This is a genomic window from Permianibacter aggregans, from assembly GCF_009756665.1.
Taxonomy (GTDB): Bacteria; Pseudomonadota; Gammaproteobacteria; order Enterobacterales; family Permianibacteraceae; genus Permianibacter; species Permianibacter aggregans.
Genome location: NZ_CP037953.1, coordinates 3897682 through 3915904 on the forward strand (window position 1 = coordinate 3897682; position 18223 = coordinate 3915904).

Annotated in this window: 13 protein-coding genes; 7 read left to right on the forward strand and 6 right to left on the reverse strand. The window is 54.1% G+C overall.

Annotated elements, in window-relative coordinates; genetic code table 11:
* Nucleotides 1–29: 29 nt before the first annotated feature.
* Nucleotides 30–1367: a phosphate ABC transporter substrate-binding protein gene (locus tag E2H98_RS17580; RefSeq protein WP_157591445.1), complete on the reverse strand. Its 1338-nt coding sequence runs from the start codon at nt 1365–1367 to the stop codon at nt 30–32.
* A gap of 217 nt (nt 1368–1584) precedes the next feature.
* Between E2H98_RS17580 and E2H98_RS17585 the strand changes: the two genes are divergently transcribed.
* From E2H98_RS17585 to E2H98_RS17610, 6 genes are all read left to right on the forward strand, one after another.
* Nucleotides 1585–2376, forward strand: coding sequence for a hypothetical protein (locus E2H98_RS17585; protein WP_133587011.1), 792 nt, complete (start codon nt 1585–1587; stop codon nt 2374–2376).
* A complete protein-coding gene (locus tag E2H98_RS17590; RefSeq protein WP_157591446.1) occupies nt 2348–3208 on the forward strand; it encodes an HDOD domain-containing protein in 861 nt (286 codons plus the stop codon). Before E2H98_RS17585 ends, E2H98_RS17590 begins: the two co-directional genes overlap by 29 nt.
* Nucleotides 3208–4017, forward strand: a complete 810-nt coding sequence (locus E2H98_RS17595; protein WP_133587013.1) for a hypothetical protein — start codon at nt 3208–3210, stop codon at nt 4015–4017. Before E2H98_RS17590 ends, E2H98_RS17595 begins: the two co-directional genes overlap by 1 nt.
* A gap of 120 nt (nt 4018–4137) precedes the next feature.
* Nucleotides 4138–5811: a M28 family metallopeptidase gene (locus E2H98_RS17600; protein WP_133587014.1), complete on the forward strand. Its 1674-nt coding sequence runs from the start codon at nt 4138–4140 to the stop codon at nt 5809–5811.
* 102 nt (nt 5812–5913) lie between these two features.
* Nucleotides 5914–7698 (forward strand): ABC transporter ATP-binding protein, encoded by a 1785-nt coding sequence (locus E2H98_RS17605; RefSeq protein ID WP_133587015.1) that lies wholly within the window; start codon nt 5914–5916, stop codon nt 7696–7698.
* Nucleotides 7699–7700: 2 nt separating this feature from the next.
* Nucleotides 7701–8204 carry a DUF2937 family protein gene (locus tag E2H98_RS17610; protein ID WP_133587016.1) on the forward strand — a complete coding sequence of 168 codons (504 nt, stop codon included), beginning with the start codon at nt 7701–7703 and terminating at the stop codon, nt 8202–8204.
* Here the strand turns inward: E2H98_RS17610 and E2H98_RS17615 are convergent.
* Nucleotides 8201–8746: a GNAT family N-acetyltransferase gene (locus tag E2H98_RS17615; protein ID WP_133587017.1), complete on the reverse strand. Its 546-nt coding sequence runs from the start codon at nt 8744–8746 to the stop codon at nt 8201–8203. The two genes, E2H98_RS17610 and E2H98_RS17615, sit on opposite strands and share 4 nt — an antisense overlap.
* A 294-nt stretch (nt 8747–9040) precedes the next feature.
* Here E2H98_RS17615 and E2H98_RS17620 point away from each other — a divergent pair, with 294 nt between their 5' ends.
* Nucleotides 9041–12025: a TonB-dependent receptor gene (locus tag E2H98_RS17620; RefSeq protein WP_198325169.1), complete on the forward strand. Its 2985-nt coding sequence runs from the start codon at nt 9041–9043 to the stop codon at nt 12023–12025.
* 50 nt (nt 12026–12075) lie between these two features.
* Here E2H98_RS17620 and E2H98_RS17625 read toward each other — a convergent pair whose 3' ends face one another.
* From E2H98_RS17625 to pepA, 4 genes are read right to left on the reverse strand one after another with little or no spacing between them, the layout of a single operon-like run.
* Nucleotides 12076–13269 (reverse strand): FAD-dependent oxidoreductase, encoded by a 1194-nt coding sequence (locus E2H98_RS17625; RefSeq protein ID WP_133587018.1) that lies wholly within the window; start codon nt 13267–13269, stop codon nt 12076–12078.
* 59 nt (nt 13270–13328) lie between these two features.
* Complete coding sequence (locus E2H98_RS17630; protein ID WP_133587019.1) at nt 13329–16151, reverse strand: valine--tRNA ligase; 2823 nt, start codon at nt 16149–16151, stop codon at nt 13329–13331.
* A 29-nt stretch (nt 16152–16180) separates the two neighbouring features.
* Nucleotides 16181–16621 carry a DNA polymerase III subunit chi gene (locus tag E2H98_RS17635; protein WP_133587020.1) on the reverse strand — a complete coding sequence of 147 codons (441 nt, stop codon included), beginning with the start codon at nt 16619–16621 and terminating at the stop codon, nt 16181–16183.
* Nucleotides 16618–18123, reverse strand: a complete 1506-nt coding sequence (gene pepA / locus E2H98_RS17640) for a leucyl aminopeptidase (RefSeq protein WP_133587021.1) — start codon at nt 18121–18123, stop codon at nt 16618–16620. Before pepA ends, E2H98_RS17635 begins: the two co-directional genes overlap by 4 nt.
* Nucleotides 18124–18223: the final 100 nt, after the last annotated feature.

Here is an 18223-nt window from a genome sequence, read left to right on the forward strand (position 1 = left end):
CCGTTTTCTTATGCCCGTTTGCAATGGATTTACAGTGTCCAGATTTCGATCTGCGCCGATTGCTGCAAGAATTCCTCGGGGCCGTTGGTGACCAGCACCTTGTCGTAAACCGGAATATTCTGCGTCTGTAGCAACGACTCCAGGCGTTGGATTGCCGGTGAAAATTCATTGCTGTTGCTGCCAGGGCGAACATCCACGAGCACCAGGTTTTTTGCCTTGCCATCCTGAATGAACTGCTGCACGCGCAACAGATCGCGTTCGAACTTGCCGTCCTCAACCAGCTGGGCGTTATCCATCATCGCAAACGTCACCGACAATCGATCACCCAGCGATGCCAATGAACGATAACGGGCCGAGTATTTCTGATTGGCAATGCGTGGTTTGTCGCGGGTTGGGTAGAACGGAATCAAACCGCTTTCGCCGGCATAGCGCTGGCCTTCGTTACTGCGAACGAACTCGATAAATCGGGTAACAACATCAGTACCACCGGTGGGTTTCGGCTGGTACAAATACAAGCGACGCGACAGCACATAGTTCTCGGTGCCGATCGTGTGTCGGCTCGGTAAGGCAAACGGTGAGTTGTTGTCTTTCGCGACGGCCAAAGGTTTGCTGCGGTAAACGTGCGCAATACCGACGAAACCGATGGCATTGCGATCATTGCTGACTTGCGTCGCCAGTTCTTCGCTGGATTCAAAACGCTTGGCGCCGTCAACCAGTTTCACTTTCGCTGGTTTCAGCACCAGCGAATCAAAGGTGTCCCAGGTACCGGATTTATCGTCGCGAGCCAATACGGTAATCGCGCCTGCCGGTGCCCCCACACTTGACCAATCGCTGATTTGCCCGGAGAAAATCTGCGCGATTTGTTCCAGCGTCATCTGCTTCAACGGGTTTTCCGGATGGACGATGACAGCCAGCGCATCGAGCGCGATGATGTGTTCTTGACCATCGGCGGTCATGTCGCCAAGTGCCGATAGTTTTTCCACTTCTTCGCTCTTGATGCGACGCGACGACATGCCGAGATCGGCTGCACCTTCGGCCAGACTGACGAATGAGGTGCTGGAGCCGTGCGCTTTGATTTCGATGTTGACGTTTGGTCGCGATGGATGCTGGCGCGCAACGATCAGATTTTCCACTGGCGCCAGGTTTTGCAGACGAACATTGGCGTAACCTTCTTTTTGCAGGTAGGCCGTAGCGAGCTGCGGCATCAGGTGTTCACCAATGGTATTGGAGCCATGAATCCTTAGCAGCGGTTTGTCCATTGCCGGTGTTGCGGCGGTGGTGGCAGGCGTTGATGAGTTCATGACCCAGACGCCATAGCCACCACCGAGAACGGCCACGATCACAAGAATGATAAGGATGTTGCGCATGTTTGATACAGCCGATGCAAAAGAGGGCGGCATGATACCGACCGGTTTTGAATGACGGATGACAGTTTTCTTACATCGACAGGCCCTGGCCAGGTACTGGGTTTGAAATTCCATGCTAAAGCCGGCTGATGACCGGCACATGACTTCTGGCACTGTTGGCCGCTTCGTGCATTTCGCATCATGGCTTCATCGTGAAGCGAAGGGTAAGGAAATCGCCATGACTGAAGTACTGCGTTGGACTCATATCATCACCGGCATGTTGGGCCTGGTGTTGTTCTGGATACCGGTGTTCGCCCGCAAAGGCTCGCCGTTGCATCGTATCGCCGGCAGAGGGTTTCTCTGGTGCACTTATATCGTTTCGGTGTCGGCGGTAACTGTTCTGGCTTTGCGTTTGTCGGAGCCGATCAGCCGCGGCGTTGATATCACGACGCTAAAGTTGTTCCCGTTTTTCGTCATGCTGGTTTATCTGGCGGTCATGTTGGTCATTGGTGCTTGGTACAGTCGCCATGTGTTGCAGTACAAGGCCGATTTGACCGGTTTGCGCAAACCGCTCGGCTGGGCGCTGGCCATCGTGTCGATACTCGCATCCGTCGTACTGGTGATCATTGCGCTGAATGGCAACCCGGCGCTGCGTGTGCTGTTGCTGGCGTTGTCACCACTCGGCATTCTCGGTGGCGTTGGCATGATCCGTCACTTCCTGGTACCGACACGTGAGCCAAAAGCCTGGATGATTCAGCACCTGAATAACGCACTCGGGCTTGGTATCGGTTACCACACGGCGTTCTTCGTGTTCGGCATGCGCAGTTTCACCGAACAATGGCTGACCGGTTTCTGGGGCATTCTGCCTTGGGTGCTGCCGGCGCTGATTGGTATTCCGATGATCTCCTGGGTAACGCGCCGCTACCGGAACCGCTTCAAGGTTGCCAATGCCCCATCGCTGTCTACACTTTCGATACGAGAGCCTGCGATGGAAACAGCCGGTGAATACCCTTACACCGAGAACCGCTGAACAAGAACGACAATTCTGGCGTCAGCAACTGCATGAAGAAGTACGTCTGCAACGCCTGCAACTACCCACGCTGCCGGAGCTGACGCAAAAGCTCCGGCAGATTGTTTCTGACAATAATGCGCCGGTACGCACGCTGGCCCAGGTCATTCAAACCGACCCGAGTTTATCGACCCGCATAACTCAAGCCGCCAATGCCGCCTGGATGGGGCTGGAGTCGGCTAACTCACTGGAAACTGCCATTACCCGGCTGGGCTACAACGCGGTGCGCGGCATGGTCTACAACCATTGCCTCTCGCGCTTGTTCCGCGAACGGCAAACCGGGCCGCTGCGCGACGAACTGCGCAAAATCTGGCTGCGGGCAACACTGACTGGCGCCTACGGCCAGCGGCTGGCGCTGCACCTCAATATCGAAAACTCGCATGCGCTACTGGCCGGCTTGCTGCATAACATCGGGGCTCTACCGGTGTTGTCGCTGTTTGCCCAGCACAAGAAACAACTGGCCGGCAAACTCGACCTGATGCACTGGTTGATTGCCGAGGAGCAGGGGGCATTGGGTGAAATGATTCTGCGCCAGTGGCAGGTACCGGAAGATCTGATTCCGGTACCGAAAGGTATCCTGACCGATCATCCTGAGCGACCGACACAGGTGATTGATCTGGCCCGCATTTCGCTGTTGCTGGCGATTTGGTACGAGACGCCGGACTCAACCGTGCCGCGCATCGATCAAGTGCCGGCCATGCAACGGCTGCGGATGACGCTGCCGCAACTGGAGAAATTTTTGCAGGAATCCCGGCGCGACATCGGCGAATTTATTCAGCTGCTGCAAGCCTGATGCTGCGCGAATTCTGGCAATGGTGCCGGGCCGAAGCCAGTCCGGTGGCCCGACGGATGGGGCACTTGAGCGAGGCCATTGCGCTGGAGGCGCGAGCCCGGCGTCAGCAGAACCAATGGGCTGAGCACCTGAATTTGACCCGACAGGCCATTTTGCAGCAGGCCAATGCCATTCACGCCGAAGGCAATGCGCTGATTTTCGGTTCCGGTGGTTTGCTCGATATTCCGCTAGCGGAGCTGTGTGCGCACTTCCGACGGGTTTATCTGGTCGACATCGTTCATTTGCCGGCTACCCGCAAACAAGTAAGGCAATTTGCCAATGCCGAACTGATTGAGCAGGACGTTACTGGCTTGCTGGAAGCGTTGATGCAGTGTGATCCGGATATGGATGAAGCAAGTTTCGAACGCTGGTTTCGTTGCCAACCGCTGCCGGTCGAGTTTCCGCCCGGCGTCGTCTTTGCTGCCTCGGTCAACCTGTTGTCGCAACTGCCGGTGAAACCGGTGCAATGGCTGCAGAATTTGCATCCGGGTTTTTCCGAAGCGGTGCTCAATCGCTTCGCTTGGCATCTGATGGAGCAGCACCTGAAACTGCTCCGTAGCCTGCAAGTGCCGGTTTGCCTGATTTGTGATGATGAGCTGGCGACGTTCAGCGAATCCGGGCAATGCCTGGAACGCATTCATTTGCTCGATTATCTCGGGCTCAACCAGCAGGTTTGTCAACGCTGGTCCTGGAACCTGGCGCCGGCCGGCGAACTGCCTGACCGGCAACAGGCCATTCATCAAGTGGCGGCCATCCGTTTGAGTCACTGACAATCCGGTACAATGCCCCCAGTTCGTTGATCCGGCGTACATCCCGTTAACGCCGCGTTGCCGTCATCCCGAGCGGTGCGATCAATTGACTTTCTGCACAACAACACAAGCGAGTACAGAATGAACCAGAAATCTACCTTTCTGTTGTTGCTCAGCGCCATGGCGCTGGCAGCCTGCCAGAGCGAAGTGAAAGAAGCCGCGGTAAAGAGCAGCGATCCGATTGCCGCCAACCGTGTGCTGGAGCACATCAAGGTGCTGTCTTCCGATGAATTCGAAGGCCGGGCCCCCGGTACTGTTGGCGAAGAGAAAACCGTCAATTATTTGCGCGAGCAATTCAAAGCGGTGGGCGCTGCACCAGGCAACCCTGACGGCAGCTATACCCAAACGGTGCCGCTGGTCGGCATCAAAACCACGCCTACCTTTGCCACCAGTGGCTGTGCTGCTGACATCAGTTGGCAATCGCCGGATGAATACGTGGCATTCACCACCCGCGTCAGCGAACAAGTGAAAGCCGAGCAATCAGAAATGGTTTTCGTCGGTTACGGCGTCAAGGCACCGGAATACCAGTGGGATGATTTCAAAGGGCTCGACGTCAAAGGCAAAACCTTGATCGTGCTGATCAGTGATCCGGCGATTCCGGATCCGGCCAATCCGGATCAACTCGACCCGTCGATGTTCAAAGGCAAGGCGATGACCTATTACGGCCGCTGGACCTACAAATATGAAATTGCCGCCGAACTTGGCGCTGCGGCCGTAATCATCATTCATGAAACCGAACCGGCCTCGTATCCCTACGAAGTGGTGCGCAACAACGGCATTCGCGAAAGTTTTACACTGAAAAGTCAGGATGGCAACGCCAGTGAATTGGGCGTGCGTTCATGGATTCGCGAAGACAAGGCTCGGGCCTTGTTCAGTGCTTGTGGGCAGGATTTCGATGCGCTGAAAAAACAGGCCTTGAGCCGCGACTTCCAACCAGTACCGCTGAATGCCAAAGCCGATTTTGTGCTCAATAGTCAGCTGCGTGAAGTGCAATCGCAAAACGTCATTGCCAAGGTGGAAGGTAATGATCCGGCAATGAAAAACGAATACGTGATTTACACCGCGCATTGGGATCATCTCGGCAAGAGCGAAGATGAGCACGGCGTGCATATCTATAACGGCGCCGTTGATAATGCCTCCGGCACCGCATTGCTGATTGAACTGGCGCGGCGCTTTGCCGAGGAGCAGGCACAGATGAAGCGCAGTGCTTTGTTCCTGGCCGTTACCGCGGAAGAGCAGGGACTTCTTGGCGCCAAATATTACGCCGACAATCCGCTGTATCCGCTGAAAAACACCATCGCCAATATCAACATGGATGCCATGCAGCCCTGGGGCCGCGCGCGCGATTTGCAGGTAATCGGTTACGGCCAGACGACGCTGGAACCGCTGGTTGAACATCATGCCAAAGCCCAGGACCGTTACGTAGTGCCGGATACCGCGCCGGAAAAAGGCGGCTATTTCCGCTCGGATCATTTCGCTTTTGTCCAGAAAGGTGTGCCGGCGCTGTACGTCAAAGGCGGGGTCGATATTCGCGACAAAGCGCCGGACTACGGCAAGCAACAGGCAAAAACGTATACCGCTGAGCACTACCACAAGGAAAGCGACACGGTAAAAGAAGGCTGGGATGTCAGCGGCATGGCCGAAGATGGCGATTTGCTGTTCCTCGTGGGCCGTGACTTGGTCGTCGATGGCAAATCCGCCGATTTCCAAGCCGGTTCAGAGTTCAAGGCCGCTCGCGAAAAGCTGCTGAAATAAGCTTGATGCACAACGACTGAACCACAACGCACCGCCGCCTTAACGGCTCGGTGCGTTGTGGTTATTGGCTTTACCGATTTCCCGCCGCGAAAGGTTTTTCTGATGCATCCTCTGCGCAAACTCTACGACTACGCTTCGCAATACCGCCGTGACTTCGTCATGGGCAGCATCTACTCGGTGTTGAACAAGTTTTTCGACATCATGCCGGAGGTGTTGATTGGCGTCGCCGTCGATATTGTTGTCAATCAGGAAAAAAGTTTTCTGGCCAGAGAAATTCTGTCCGATTACGGCATCACCAGCACCTGGCATCAGTTACTGTTTTTGGCAGCATTGAATGTGCTGATCTGGGGCGGTGAATCCCTGACCGAATACCTGCACCATCTGCGTTGGCGCAATCTCGCCCAACGCTTGCAACATGACATGCGGCTCGATGCTTACGACCATGTCCAGCGTTTGACCCTGTCGTATTTTGAGAATCGCAAAACCGGCAATCTGATGTCGATTCTGAACGATGACATCAACCAGATGGAGCGCTTCCTGAACACCGGCGCCAATGAAATCATTCAGGTGTTTTGTTCATCGATTATGGTCAGCGCGGTGTTTTTTGTGCTGCAACCCACGATAGCGCTGGTTGCTTTGCTGCCGATTCCACTGATCCTGTTTGGCGCATTCTGGTTCCAGAAAAAACTGGCGCCGCGCTATGCCGCTGTGCGTGAAGCCGCCGGCAACGTCAACGCCAAGCTCAATAACAATCTGCTGGGGTTAGCAACAATAAAAAGTTTTGCGGCGGAAAAATTTGAATTGGAGCGGGTGCGCGAGGCCAGTGAACATTATCGCGCAACCAATGCCGAGGCGATTAAAGTTAACTCGGCGATTACGCCAGTAATACGTATGGCGATTCTGGCTGGCTTTACCGCGACCTTGGTTTACGGTGGTTATCTGACGATCCATGGCGAGCTCGCCATTGGTGCGTTTTCGGTCTTGGTGTACCTGACCCAGCGATTGCTGTGGCCGTTGACGCGCCTTGCCGATGTCGCCGATATGTATCAGCGCTCGATGGCCTCGATTGATCGGGCGATGAATCTGCTGCGCACACCGATTTCGATTCCGTATGAGGGCCGGCATTTTTCGCCGGACAGCGTCAAAGGCGATATCGAGTTTTCCGATGTGCGCTTTGGTTACGATCCTGAGCTGCCCATTATCGACAAGCTGAACCTGTCGATTCCGGCCGGCCAAACCGTTGGCTTCGTCGGTGCCACCGGCGCCGGCAAGAGCAGCGTGGTCAAACTGCTGCTGCGTTTCTATCAACCGCAGCAGGGCGAGCTCAAACTCGATGGTGAAAATATTCAGAATCTGAATTTACAAGACCTGCGTCGCTGTATTGGTTACGTCAGTCAGGATACCTTTCTGACTGACGGCACCGTGGCCGAGAACATCGCTTATGGTATCAATGCCGAGCGCAAAGCCATTGAGCTGGCGGCGGAACTGGCCAATGCCACCGATTTCATTCGCGAATTACCGCAGGGCTTTGATACCCGCATCGGTGAGCGCGGACAGAAGTTGTCGGGCGGTCAGCGCCAGCGGCTGGCATTGGCCAGAGCCTTGCTGAAACAACCGCCGATATTGCTGCTTGATGAAGCTACCTCGGCGGTCGACAATGAAACCGAAGCGGCCATTCAGAAATCGCTGGCGATTGTTGCCAAAGGCCGGACAACGATTGTCATTGCCCATCGTTTGTCGACGGTGCGTCATGCCGACTGCATCCATGTGCTGGAAAAAGGGCGTATCGTCGAGTCCGGCAGTCATGACGAGCTGCTGGCCAAAGACGGCAGTTATGCGGCGCTGTGGCGACTGCAGACCGGCGAAGTAGCCATTACGGAGGAGTAGGCATGTTACGTGGTTATGTGCGGCTGTTTTTCTTTGCTGCCGGTTTGTTGTTCGGCATTCAACTGCCGGCATTTGTCATCCAATATGCCCAGCGCATCGACGCTCACTATCTGGAAGTCAAACAGAATTTTGCCGGTTTTCAACGCACCGCCGATCGCCATTTTGGTGGTGATGTCGCGGCGATGATTCGTCATCATGAACAAAGCGGTGATGTCGTGTTTATTGAAGGCGGCGAAAATATTCGCGAGATCTGGCAACGCTTGCAGCATTTCACTGCCGAGCGCGCCGCGATGGAAGCGCCGCTGCACTGGCAGCTTTGGCATGTCGTCAGCGAAGGGGATAAGGACATCATTCAGGAAACCCGGAACGCTTACAATTACACGGTACCGCTCGATCTGGATGCGATCATTTACGGTTTGATTGCCGGATTGTTGCTGGCATTGATTTACGATTTATTGGTGACGCTATTTCGCTTCGCCTTCTTCCCGCACAGCAAACGCGTTTAAAGCGCCGGTGCACGCTTGCGGTACAACACATGTGGCCGCAGGCGATCGCCGACGGCAACCAGCGGATGTTCGAAATCATCGGCGTCGCTGGTTTGCATACCGATACGCTGCATGACCGCCTGTGAGCGTTTATTCACGCGTGCCGTGAACGACACTATCTCGTCGGCGCCAAGCCGGTCAAAACCAAATTGAAGGCAGGCGTTTGCCGCTTCAGTAGCAAATCCCTGACCCCAGGCATCCGGCAGCAATCGCCAACCAATTTCCAAACAAGGCACGAAATGGGCGTCAAACCGCGGTGCGTTCAAACCGACAAAACCGATAAACTCACCGCAGTCTTTACGTTCGACGGCCCAAAAACCAAATCCGCGTTCACCGATCGCTGCCTGATGGCGTTGATAAAACGCCAGGATTTCCCGTTCTTGTAATGGCGCCGGAAAAAACTCCATGACTTTTGCATCCGTGCAAAGCGCTCTCAAGCCCGACAAATCCGTGACTTGCCATTGACGCAGTCGCAAGCGATGGGTTTCCAGATAGCTGCTCATGTTTTCAATACGGGCCGATTTAAGCTTGAGGCGGTATTGTCGCTGATCCGTCGATTATCAGTGTCGATAAATATGAGAACTTGAAATTCCCCCAGTCAGATTACTTTACGAAAGTAGAAACAACGTAAAGCGCGACCTGAAATCGAACGATCAACTAATCCGACTTCTTGGCCAAAGCGAGCCGAAGCTCAATCATTTATTGCATCAACGTCTGTCTCAGATTAGTTTTGTTACGGGCGAACAACATAAGAAGTGTTCGACCTATACAACCATTATTAAGAGGGAGTAAATAAAGTGAAAAAAACGAGTCAACTGTGGCGACAGTCACGCGTTGGAGCGGCTGTTGCCGTGGCATTGATGTTCACTGCGCCGAGCTTTGCCGATAACGCCATGGGGTCCATTTATGGCCAGGCCAAAGCCGGAAGCAGCGTCAGCATTGTCAGTGTGGATACCGGATTGAAGCGGGATTTGACCGTTGCTGCCGATGGTCGCTTTAATTTCTCGCAGCTTCCTACCGGTCGCTACAAGGTCTCCAGTGGTGCAGAGTCCTATGAGATTCTGGTTACGATCGGTACCGGCTCGCCGGTGTATTTCGGTCGAGAAGGAGCGGAATCCATCACCGTTACGGGAGGTCGTATTTCACCTATCGATACCTCGTCGGCAGAGTCAACAACCGTTTTCACGCAGGAACAGATTCAGCGCTTACCGGTTTCGCGTGATATTACCAGCGTAGCGCTATTGGCTCCCGGCACGGTCAAGGGGGACACCGGTTTTGGCAACCTGGCGTCAATTGGTGGCTCTTCCGTGGCAGAGAACGGTTATTACATCAATGGTTTTGATGTCACCAATATTCGGGACTTTTTGTCGTACGCTGAACTGCCGTTTGATGCCATTGCCCAGCAGCAAATTAAAACCGGTGGTTATGGTGCGGAATATGGTCGCTCACTAGGCGGGGTGATCAACCTGGTGACAAAGCGCGGAACCAATGAATGGCAAGGCGGTGTCGCGGCGTATTGGTTGCCTGAAGCGTTGCGTGAACCAGGCAAGAATGTGTTGAGTCGTGATTCGACTCGTCCGGACGACCAACGATTCTACGTTTATCGTGCAGACAACACTTCCGAAACGATGAGTTATAACGTTCACGCGGGTGGTCCACTGATAGAAGACCGCTTGTTTGTATTTGCGCTAGTTGAGGGACGCAATAATGAATCGGATATCTATAATCGCATTGACAGTTACAGTACCAACAATACCAGTCCACAAGTGCTGTTGAAACTCGACTGGAACATCACCGACGATCACATCGTGGAGTTCACCGGTATCCACAACGAAGAAGAAGTGGATTACGTCACCTATGACAATCCGGATGGGAGTGGCGGCTCGCCATTGGCTTATACCGGCAATCATGGGTTGGAAAATTCCCGGTATACCATCGAAAGCGGAGGTCATGTGATGATCGGTCGTTATACCGGCCATCTCAGCGACAACTTCACGCTCTCTGCACTGTGGGGCAACCTTGAGCATACCAATAGCTATCGTACGCCGGAGTCGTTGCCAGGTGCAGAATGTCCGCGCGCATTTGACAGTCGTAACAATCCTGCAACGGTTACTTATATCGGCTGCTGGAACACCGCTCAGGTCACCATTCGTGATCCGGATTTCGGCCCCAATTATGACGAAAGGACCGCCATGCGGCTTGATGCCGAATGGGTAATCGGCGATCACACGGTGCGTTTCGGTTATGACGATGAAGTATTCGAAAGTGGTAACGCCGGTGCGGTGTATACCGGCGGCATTTATTATCGCTACTTCACCTCCACCGGTACCGTCAATGGTGTCGCCGTGCCCGCTGGCACCCAGTACGTTCGCACTTGGGATTACAATACCGGTTCAGCAAGTTACGAAGTGCACAACAGCGCGATTTATCTCGAAGATAGCTGGCAGGTTACCGACAACCTGATGGTCTATGCCGGTCTGCGTCGCGAAACGTTTGATAACAAAAACGGTGACGGAGACAGCTTCGTCAAGGCCGAGGACTTGAATGCACCGCGGTTTGGATTCTCCTGGGATATGGCAGGGGACTCGAGCAAAAAATTGTTCGGTACCTTGGGTCGATACTTCATCCCTGTGGCATCCAATACCAATATCCGTGCATCAGGAGTCGAATACATCCAGATTGATTACTGGAACTTCACTGGCATTGATCCCGTTACTGGTGCACCGGTGACGCTTGGATCGCAAATTGGGCCAACCGGATTCAATGGCAGTCCGACTCCACCCGATCCGGCCACTGTTGCAGCTACCAACTTGAATCCGATGTATCAGGATGAATTGATTCTGGGCTATCAGCAGCAATTGAGCAGTGACTGGACTGTTGGTGTGCGTTACATCGATCGAGAAGTCAAAGATGGCATGGAAGACTTTTGTTCTCACCAAGGCTTTATCGACTGGGCAGCCGATAATGGCTACAACAACTTTGACTATCACTCGATGGCAACCTGCATCATTTTGAATCCAGGGCGTGATTTGGCATTGAACGTTGATGTCAATGACGATGGTAATCTGGTGCCAGTGGTGATTCCGAATGAGTATCTGGGCTTGCCGAAATATGAGCGGACATATCGTGCGCTGGAAGTGTTCTGGGAGCGTACACCGTCGGATGGTTGGTTCCTGCAAGGTTCCTACACCTACGGAAAGAGTGAAGGCAATGTTGAAGGCTATGTCAACTCGACATTGGAGCAGGACGACCCGGGTTTGACGCAGGACTTTGACCATTACCTGTTTACCGATGGTGCCAAAGGTTATTTGCCTAACGATCGTCGCCATACGTTGAAGGTGTTTACCGCTTACGATCTCAATGATGAGTGGGCGGTTTCGGCCAATCTGTTGGTGCAATCCGGTCGACCAGTCAGTTGCAATGGTTATGTTCCGCTGGCGGGTCTTGGTGTTGATGCCAGCAGCTTGCAGGCTTATTCGGCGTCCAGCTTTTATTGTGTCGACGAAAACGGCAACACTGTGCTGACACAGCGGGGACAATATGGCGAAACGCCATGGACCTATATGGTTGACGTTGGTGTTGCCTACGTCCCTGCATGGGCGGACGGCAAGCTGGTTTTGCGCGCAGATATTTTCAACCTGTTTGACTTCGATAAAGTCACGGAATATGAAGAAACTGGCGAGTTTAATCGTGCCTCACCAACCCGAAACCCGGACTTCCTGAATGATGTCAATTATCAGAGTCCGCGTGCGGTACGGTTGACAGCGCGATACAGTTTTTAATAGCGCTGTTTTTCTGGTTGATTGGGGAGGGGGTACACCCCTCCCATTTTTCAGGAAACCATTTCTGGCGAAAATGCCCCTGCCTTCTCAGTGACCTTTCCACCACATAACACCCGCAAATTGATGGTCTTTACCATCGGTAAATGACAACTCACCAGTGATGATAAATCGCGTAACCAGCCGACTGGCCAAGTTGACTGATAAAGCGGTGTCATCCACCGGCTGGCCGTTTGATAAAAATTCAGGGTACGGCGACGCTGACGCGAGTATTCGGCAAATGCTTGCCCGATATTGTCGGACCGCTGCATGACGGAACTCAGCACTTGTGCATCCTGCAATGCCAGATTGACGCCTTGACCGAGCTGCGGGCTCATCGCATGAGCAGCATCACCGATGCACAATCGGTTTTGATCGTGCCAGCGCTTCATGACGATATCGGCGTAGCTTGCCCAGTAGACTTGATCGGCTTGCATGCGTTCAATCAGCGGTTTGGCTTCGGGCCAAAAGTCTTGCAACTGATCTTGCCACCGGTGAAACGGCTCTGAACGCCAGCGCATGTAGTCACTGCTCGGCAAACTCCAGAACAGCGAGTAACAGGGGCGACCGGTAACCGGGTGCAGACCGGTTGGCAGTACGCCCATCATGTGGCGGGCGCCGCGATAACGCTGTAACAGCCGTTGCCGTTCCGGCCATTCCTCTGATTCGACGATGGCCCATAGTGCGCCCCATGGGTAAGGGGCTTTACGTTGCGGAATGCGTAGGGCGTTGCTGAGCAGCGAACGAGTGCCATTGGCGATGATCACCGCATCAAATGATTGGCGCTGGTGTTCATTGATTTCGAGTGTGCAATCGGACAATGTTGAAACCGTTGCGCCGTAACGAATGGTGGCGCCTGCGGCAACGGCAGCCGCTGCCAGTTCTCGCGCCAGGTGTGCGCGATGAATACCTATACCAAAAGCATCAGCAGCGGCGTCGCGATAACGCAAATGTAGAACTGGAATCCGCCAGTGATTGACGCCGTGCAGAGCGTCGATGCGACTGCCTTGTTGTTGAATCGCATCGAGAGCACCTAAGTCCGCCAGCACGCGTTGTCCTGACGGTTGCAGCAACAAACCGGCGCCGACCGGGCCTTGACGTGGAATCTGGTCGAACACCGTGACGTCATGTTGCTGCTTGGCCAAATAGCTTGCGGTTGCAAGGCCGGCGGTTCCGGCACCAATGATGGCGATGCGTTGTGCGTGCATGCGAGATTTCCGAGTCGGGTAAAAGAAAATCCCCGATAACCGGGGATTTTCTTTTCTGATTACGCGCCGAACTTGGCCAGTTGTTGTTGCAATTTCTGATGCGCTAATTCGACATCAGCCAGTCGATCGCGCTCTTTCTGTACGACCGCAGCCGGCGCCTTATCGACGAACGCGGCATTGCCGAGCTTGCCTTGAATGCGCTGAATTTCATCGCCGAGACGAGTCAATTCTTTTTGCAGACGGGCCTTTTCCGCTTCGACGTCGATCAATCCGGCCAGAGGTATGTGAATCTCAACGCCATCGAGAATACCTGCGGCCGAGGCGGGCAAGGTACCGGTCTGATGAATCGTAATCGATTCCAGTCGCGCTAATGCCCGCAGGAATGGCTCCAGTGCATTGACTCGACGTTCGGTTTCACTATTCACGTTGTTCAGCAGAACCGGCACCAGTTTGCCGCCGGATAAATTCACTTCGGCTTTGATATTGCGGACGCTGACGGTGAATTGTTGCAGCCAGGCGAGATCGGCTTCGGCGATTTCATTCCTTGGCCATTCGCTGCCATTCGGCAATGTTTCCCGCATGATACTGGCGCCACTTTTGCCGAGCAGGCGCGAAACCTTTTGCCAAATTTCCTCAGTGATGTACGGCATAACTGGATGCGCCAAACGCAGGAACGCTTCCAATACTTCCAACAGAGTACGACGTGTTGCGGCTTTCTGCGCATCATTGCCGTCGGCATTCAAAATTGGTTTGGTCAGCTCCAGGTACCAATCGCAGTATTCATTCCAGAAAAAGTCATAAAGCGTTTGCGATGCCAAATCGAAGCGATAGGCGTCGAGATGTTTGCCGAAATCTTCGGCGCAGGCGGCAAAGCGAGAGCGTATCCAGAAATCGACGATACTTTGATCGTTCAGATCGGTGCTCAGTGGCTGGGCTTCGACATTCATCAGCACAAAACGCGTGGCGTTCCAGAGCTTGTTGCAGAAGTTGCGGTAGCCTTCAACGCGACCCATATCGAATTTGATGTCGCGACCAGCCGAGGCCAGCGAACAGAACGTGAAGCGCAGCGCATCGGTGCCGAAAGAGTTGATGCCTTCCGGAAATTCCTTGCGGGTGCGTGCTTCGATTTTCTGCGCCATCTGCGGTTGCATCAAACCGGTTGTGCGCTTAGTCACCAGATCATCAAGACTGATGCCATCAATGATGTCGAGTGGGTCGAGCACGTTGCCTTTCGACTTCGACATTTTCTGGCCTTCAGAATCGCGAACCAAGCCATGCACATACACTTTCTTGAACGGTACCTGTGGTGTGCCGTCTTCATCTTTGATGAAGTGCATCGTCATCATGATCATCCGGGCCACCCAGAAGAAAATGATGTCAAAGCCGGTGACCAACACACTGGTCGGGTGGAAGGTTTTCAGGAATTCGGTTTGTTCCGGCCAGCCCAGCGTTGAGAAGGTCCACAATGCCGAGCTGAACCAAGTGTCGAGTACATCCTCATCCTGACGCAAACTTATACTGCTATCGAGTTTGTGGTTGGCGCGCACTTCCGCTTCGTCGCGACCGACATAGACATTGCCGTTATTGTCGTACCAGGCCGGGATGCGGTGACCCCACCAGAGCTGGCGGGAGATGCACCAATCCTGAATATCGCGCATCCAGGCGAAGTACATGTTTTCGTATTGCTTCGGCACAAATTCGATACGGCCATCTTCAACGGCGCGAATGGCCTCTTTTGCCAATTCGCCAGCACGTACATACCATTGATCAGTCAACCACGGTTCAATGACGACATTCGAGCGATCACCGCGTGGCACTTTCAAGGTATGCGGCTCGACTTTCTCGAGCAGACCGAGCGCATCGAATTCGGCGACGATTTTCTTGCGCGCGTCGAAACGATCCATACCGGTATAGGTTGATGGCGCCGATTCGTTGCTCATATCAACGCTGGCGTCGTAACGGTAAATCTGGAAGCTCGCCAAGACCTTGGCGTCGCGATCGAAAATATTGATCAGCGGCAGATCATGGCGCTTGCCGACTTCGTAATCGTTGAAGTCGTGAGCCGGCGTGATCTTGACGCAACCGGTGCCGAACTCTTTGTCGACATAGCTGTCGGCAATGATCGGCACCAAACGACCGGTAATCGGCAATTGGATTTGCTTGCCAATCAAGGATTGATAACGTTCGTCTTCCGGATGTACCGCAACCGCGGTGTCACCAAGCATGGTTTCCGGACGTGTGGTCGCGACCACGAGATGACCAGAACCATCAGCCAGTGGATAACGGAAATGCCACAGCGAACCTTTTTCTTCTTCTGATTGCACTTCCAGATCAGAAATTGCTGTATGCAGTTTGCTGTCCCAGTTAACCAGGCGTTTACCGCGATAAATCAATCCGTCTTCATGCAATTTGACGAAGGCTTCTTTGACGGCATTCGACAAACCATCATCCATTGTGAATCGTTCACGGCTCCAATCGACTGAGCTGCCGAGCCGGCGCAATTGACGTGTGATGGTACCGCCGGATTCGGCTTTCCATTCCCAGACTTTTTCCAGAAACTTGTCTCGGCCCAAATCCAGTCGCGATTGATTTTGCGCGGCCAATTGCCGCTCGACGACCATCTGTGTCGCGATACCGGCGTGATCGGTGCCGACCTGCCACAGCGTGTTGTCGCCTTTCATCCGGTGAAAGCGCGTCAGCGTGTCCATGATCGTGTTGTTGAAACCGTGGCCCATATGCAGGCTGCCGGTGACATTTGGTGGCGGAATCATGATGCAGAACGGCTCGGCGTCTTTGTCCATCGACGGCTTGAAATAGCCTTGCTGTTCCCAAAAATCGTACCAACGACGTTCAATGTCGTGCGGGTTATAGGATTTGTCCATACTAAGATGTTCCGAAAAAGAAAAACGAATCAGGTTTTGCGTGCCGCCAATTGGTGATAGTGTAATTGGTAGCCGCGTTGTTTGTAGTAACTGTATCGGCCGCGCGCTTTCAGTCGCGCTTCTTCGGCCGCCGGCACCAACTCCAATACGCGCTCAAAGCGCTCGAAGCGTGCCGGAATCTCCTCGCCAAGATTGATCAACACCGCGTGAAAGGTATCCGGCGCTGGTCCAACACCAATGGCGACCGATGTGTTCAGCACCGCTTTGCTTGGCAACACCTGATGCGGAATGAACGCATCTGGATGAAACGACCAGAGCAGCTCGTCGAGCTGCTCTGCTGTGCGCTGATCCGGCACCTGGCAATAAACATTTTCATGCGCGGCCAGGGCCTTTTGCACCAACTGACAACTCACCTGTAACGTCGCTTTCGGTGAGTCGTCTTCCAGCTGGTAGAAATCGACACGGGTCATTTGCGTTTCTGTTTACCGGCGCGGTCAATCAGGAATTGCATCAGCAACGGTACGGGTCGACCCGTTGCCCCTTTGGCCTTGCCGGATTTCCAGGCGGTGCCGGCGACATCCAAATGCGCCCAGTGAAATTTTTTCGCAAACTTCGACAGGAACGCAGCGGCGGTAATGGTGCCGGCCGGACGACCACCTAAGTTGCTGAAATCGGCAAACGGACTTTCCAGTTGTTCGTGATATTCGTCGTACAGCGGTAGACGCCAGACCCGGTCGCCCGAGCTTTCACCGGCGTCGAACAACTCATTGGCCAGCGGATTGTGGTTGCTGAGCATGCCACTGACCTGATGACCCAGAGCAATGATGCAGGCGCCGGTCAGCGTTGCGATATCGATGACGGTATCCGGATCGAAACGCTCGACATAAGTCAGCGCATCGCAGAGCACCAGACGGCCTTCGGCATCGGTGTTCAAAATTTCCACGGTTTGGCCGGACAGCGTCGTGACGATGTCGCCCGGGCGGGTGGCTTTTCCGCTCGGCATGTTTTCCGCAGCGGCCACGACACCGATGACATTGATCGGTAGGCCCAATTTGGCCAATGCGGTCATCGTGCCGAACACGGAAGCCGCACCGCCCATGTCGTACTTCATTTCATCCATCGCTTCCGATGGTTTGATCGAAATACCGCCGGTGTCGAAGGTGATGCCTTTACCGACCAGCACGATCGGCGCTGTGCCGGATTTGCCGCCGTTATATTCCATGACGATCAGTTTGCCCGGTTGATCGGAACCCTGGGCAACGGCGACAAACGCGCCAGCGCCCATTTTTTTCAACTCGGCCTGGTCGATGATCGTGGTCTTGATCGATTTATTGGCTTTGGCGATTTCCTGCGCTTTTTGTGCCAGGTAAGTCGGGTGGCAGATGTTCGGCGGCAGGTTGGCCAGATCACGGGTCAGCTTGACGCCTTCAGCAATGCTCAAGGCTTCTTCAATGGCGCGCGCACTTTCGGTCAGTTCCTTGCGGGTGGTGACGTTGAACACCAGTTTGCGCAGCGGGCGACGTGCCGCATCTTTCTTGCTTTTCAGCTGATCAAAGTTGTACAGCGTTTCGCTGGCAGTTTCGACTGCTTGTTTGATTTTCCAGTGAGCGTCGCGTTTGCCGACCGAGAGCTCTGGCAGAAAGCAGACCGCTTCCATCGAGCCGGTGTCTTGCAACGTGCTGACCATCTTACCGATCACTTTGCGGTAGGTGCTGTCATTGAGATCGCGTTCCTTGCCGCAGCCAATCAGCAACACGCGATCGGCGAGAATATTCGGCACCGAATGCAGCAACAGGGTTTGACCGACTTTGCCTTCGATGTCACCACGACGCAGAATGCCGGCGAGATAACCACCGCTGACCTCGTCGATATCGATGGCGGCGGCGCTCAGCTTCCGTGGTTCGAACACGGCGACGACGACGCAGGCGCTGCGCTGTTTGGCAGGGCTGCCACTTTTGACATCAAACTCCATTAGGTGAACTCCAAAGCTGGTGTATCATGGCGACCGCTTAGCGGCGATCTCGTTAGAAGTCATTGAAAAATAGCCGATCGGCGCTCGAATGGCTTCTGGA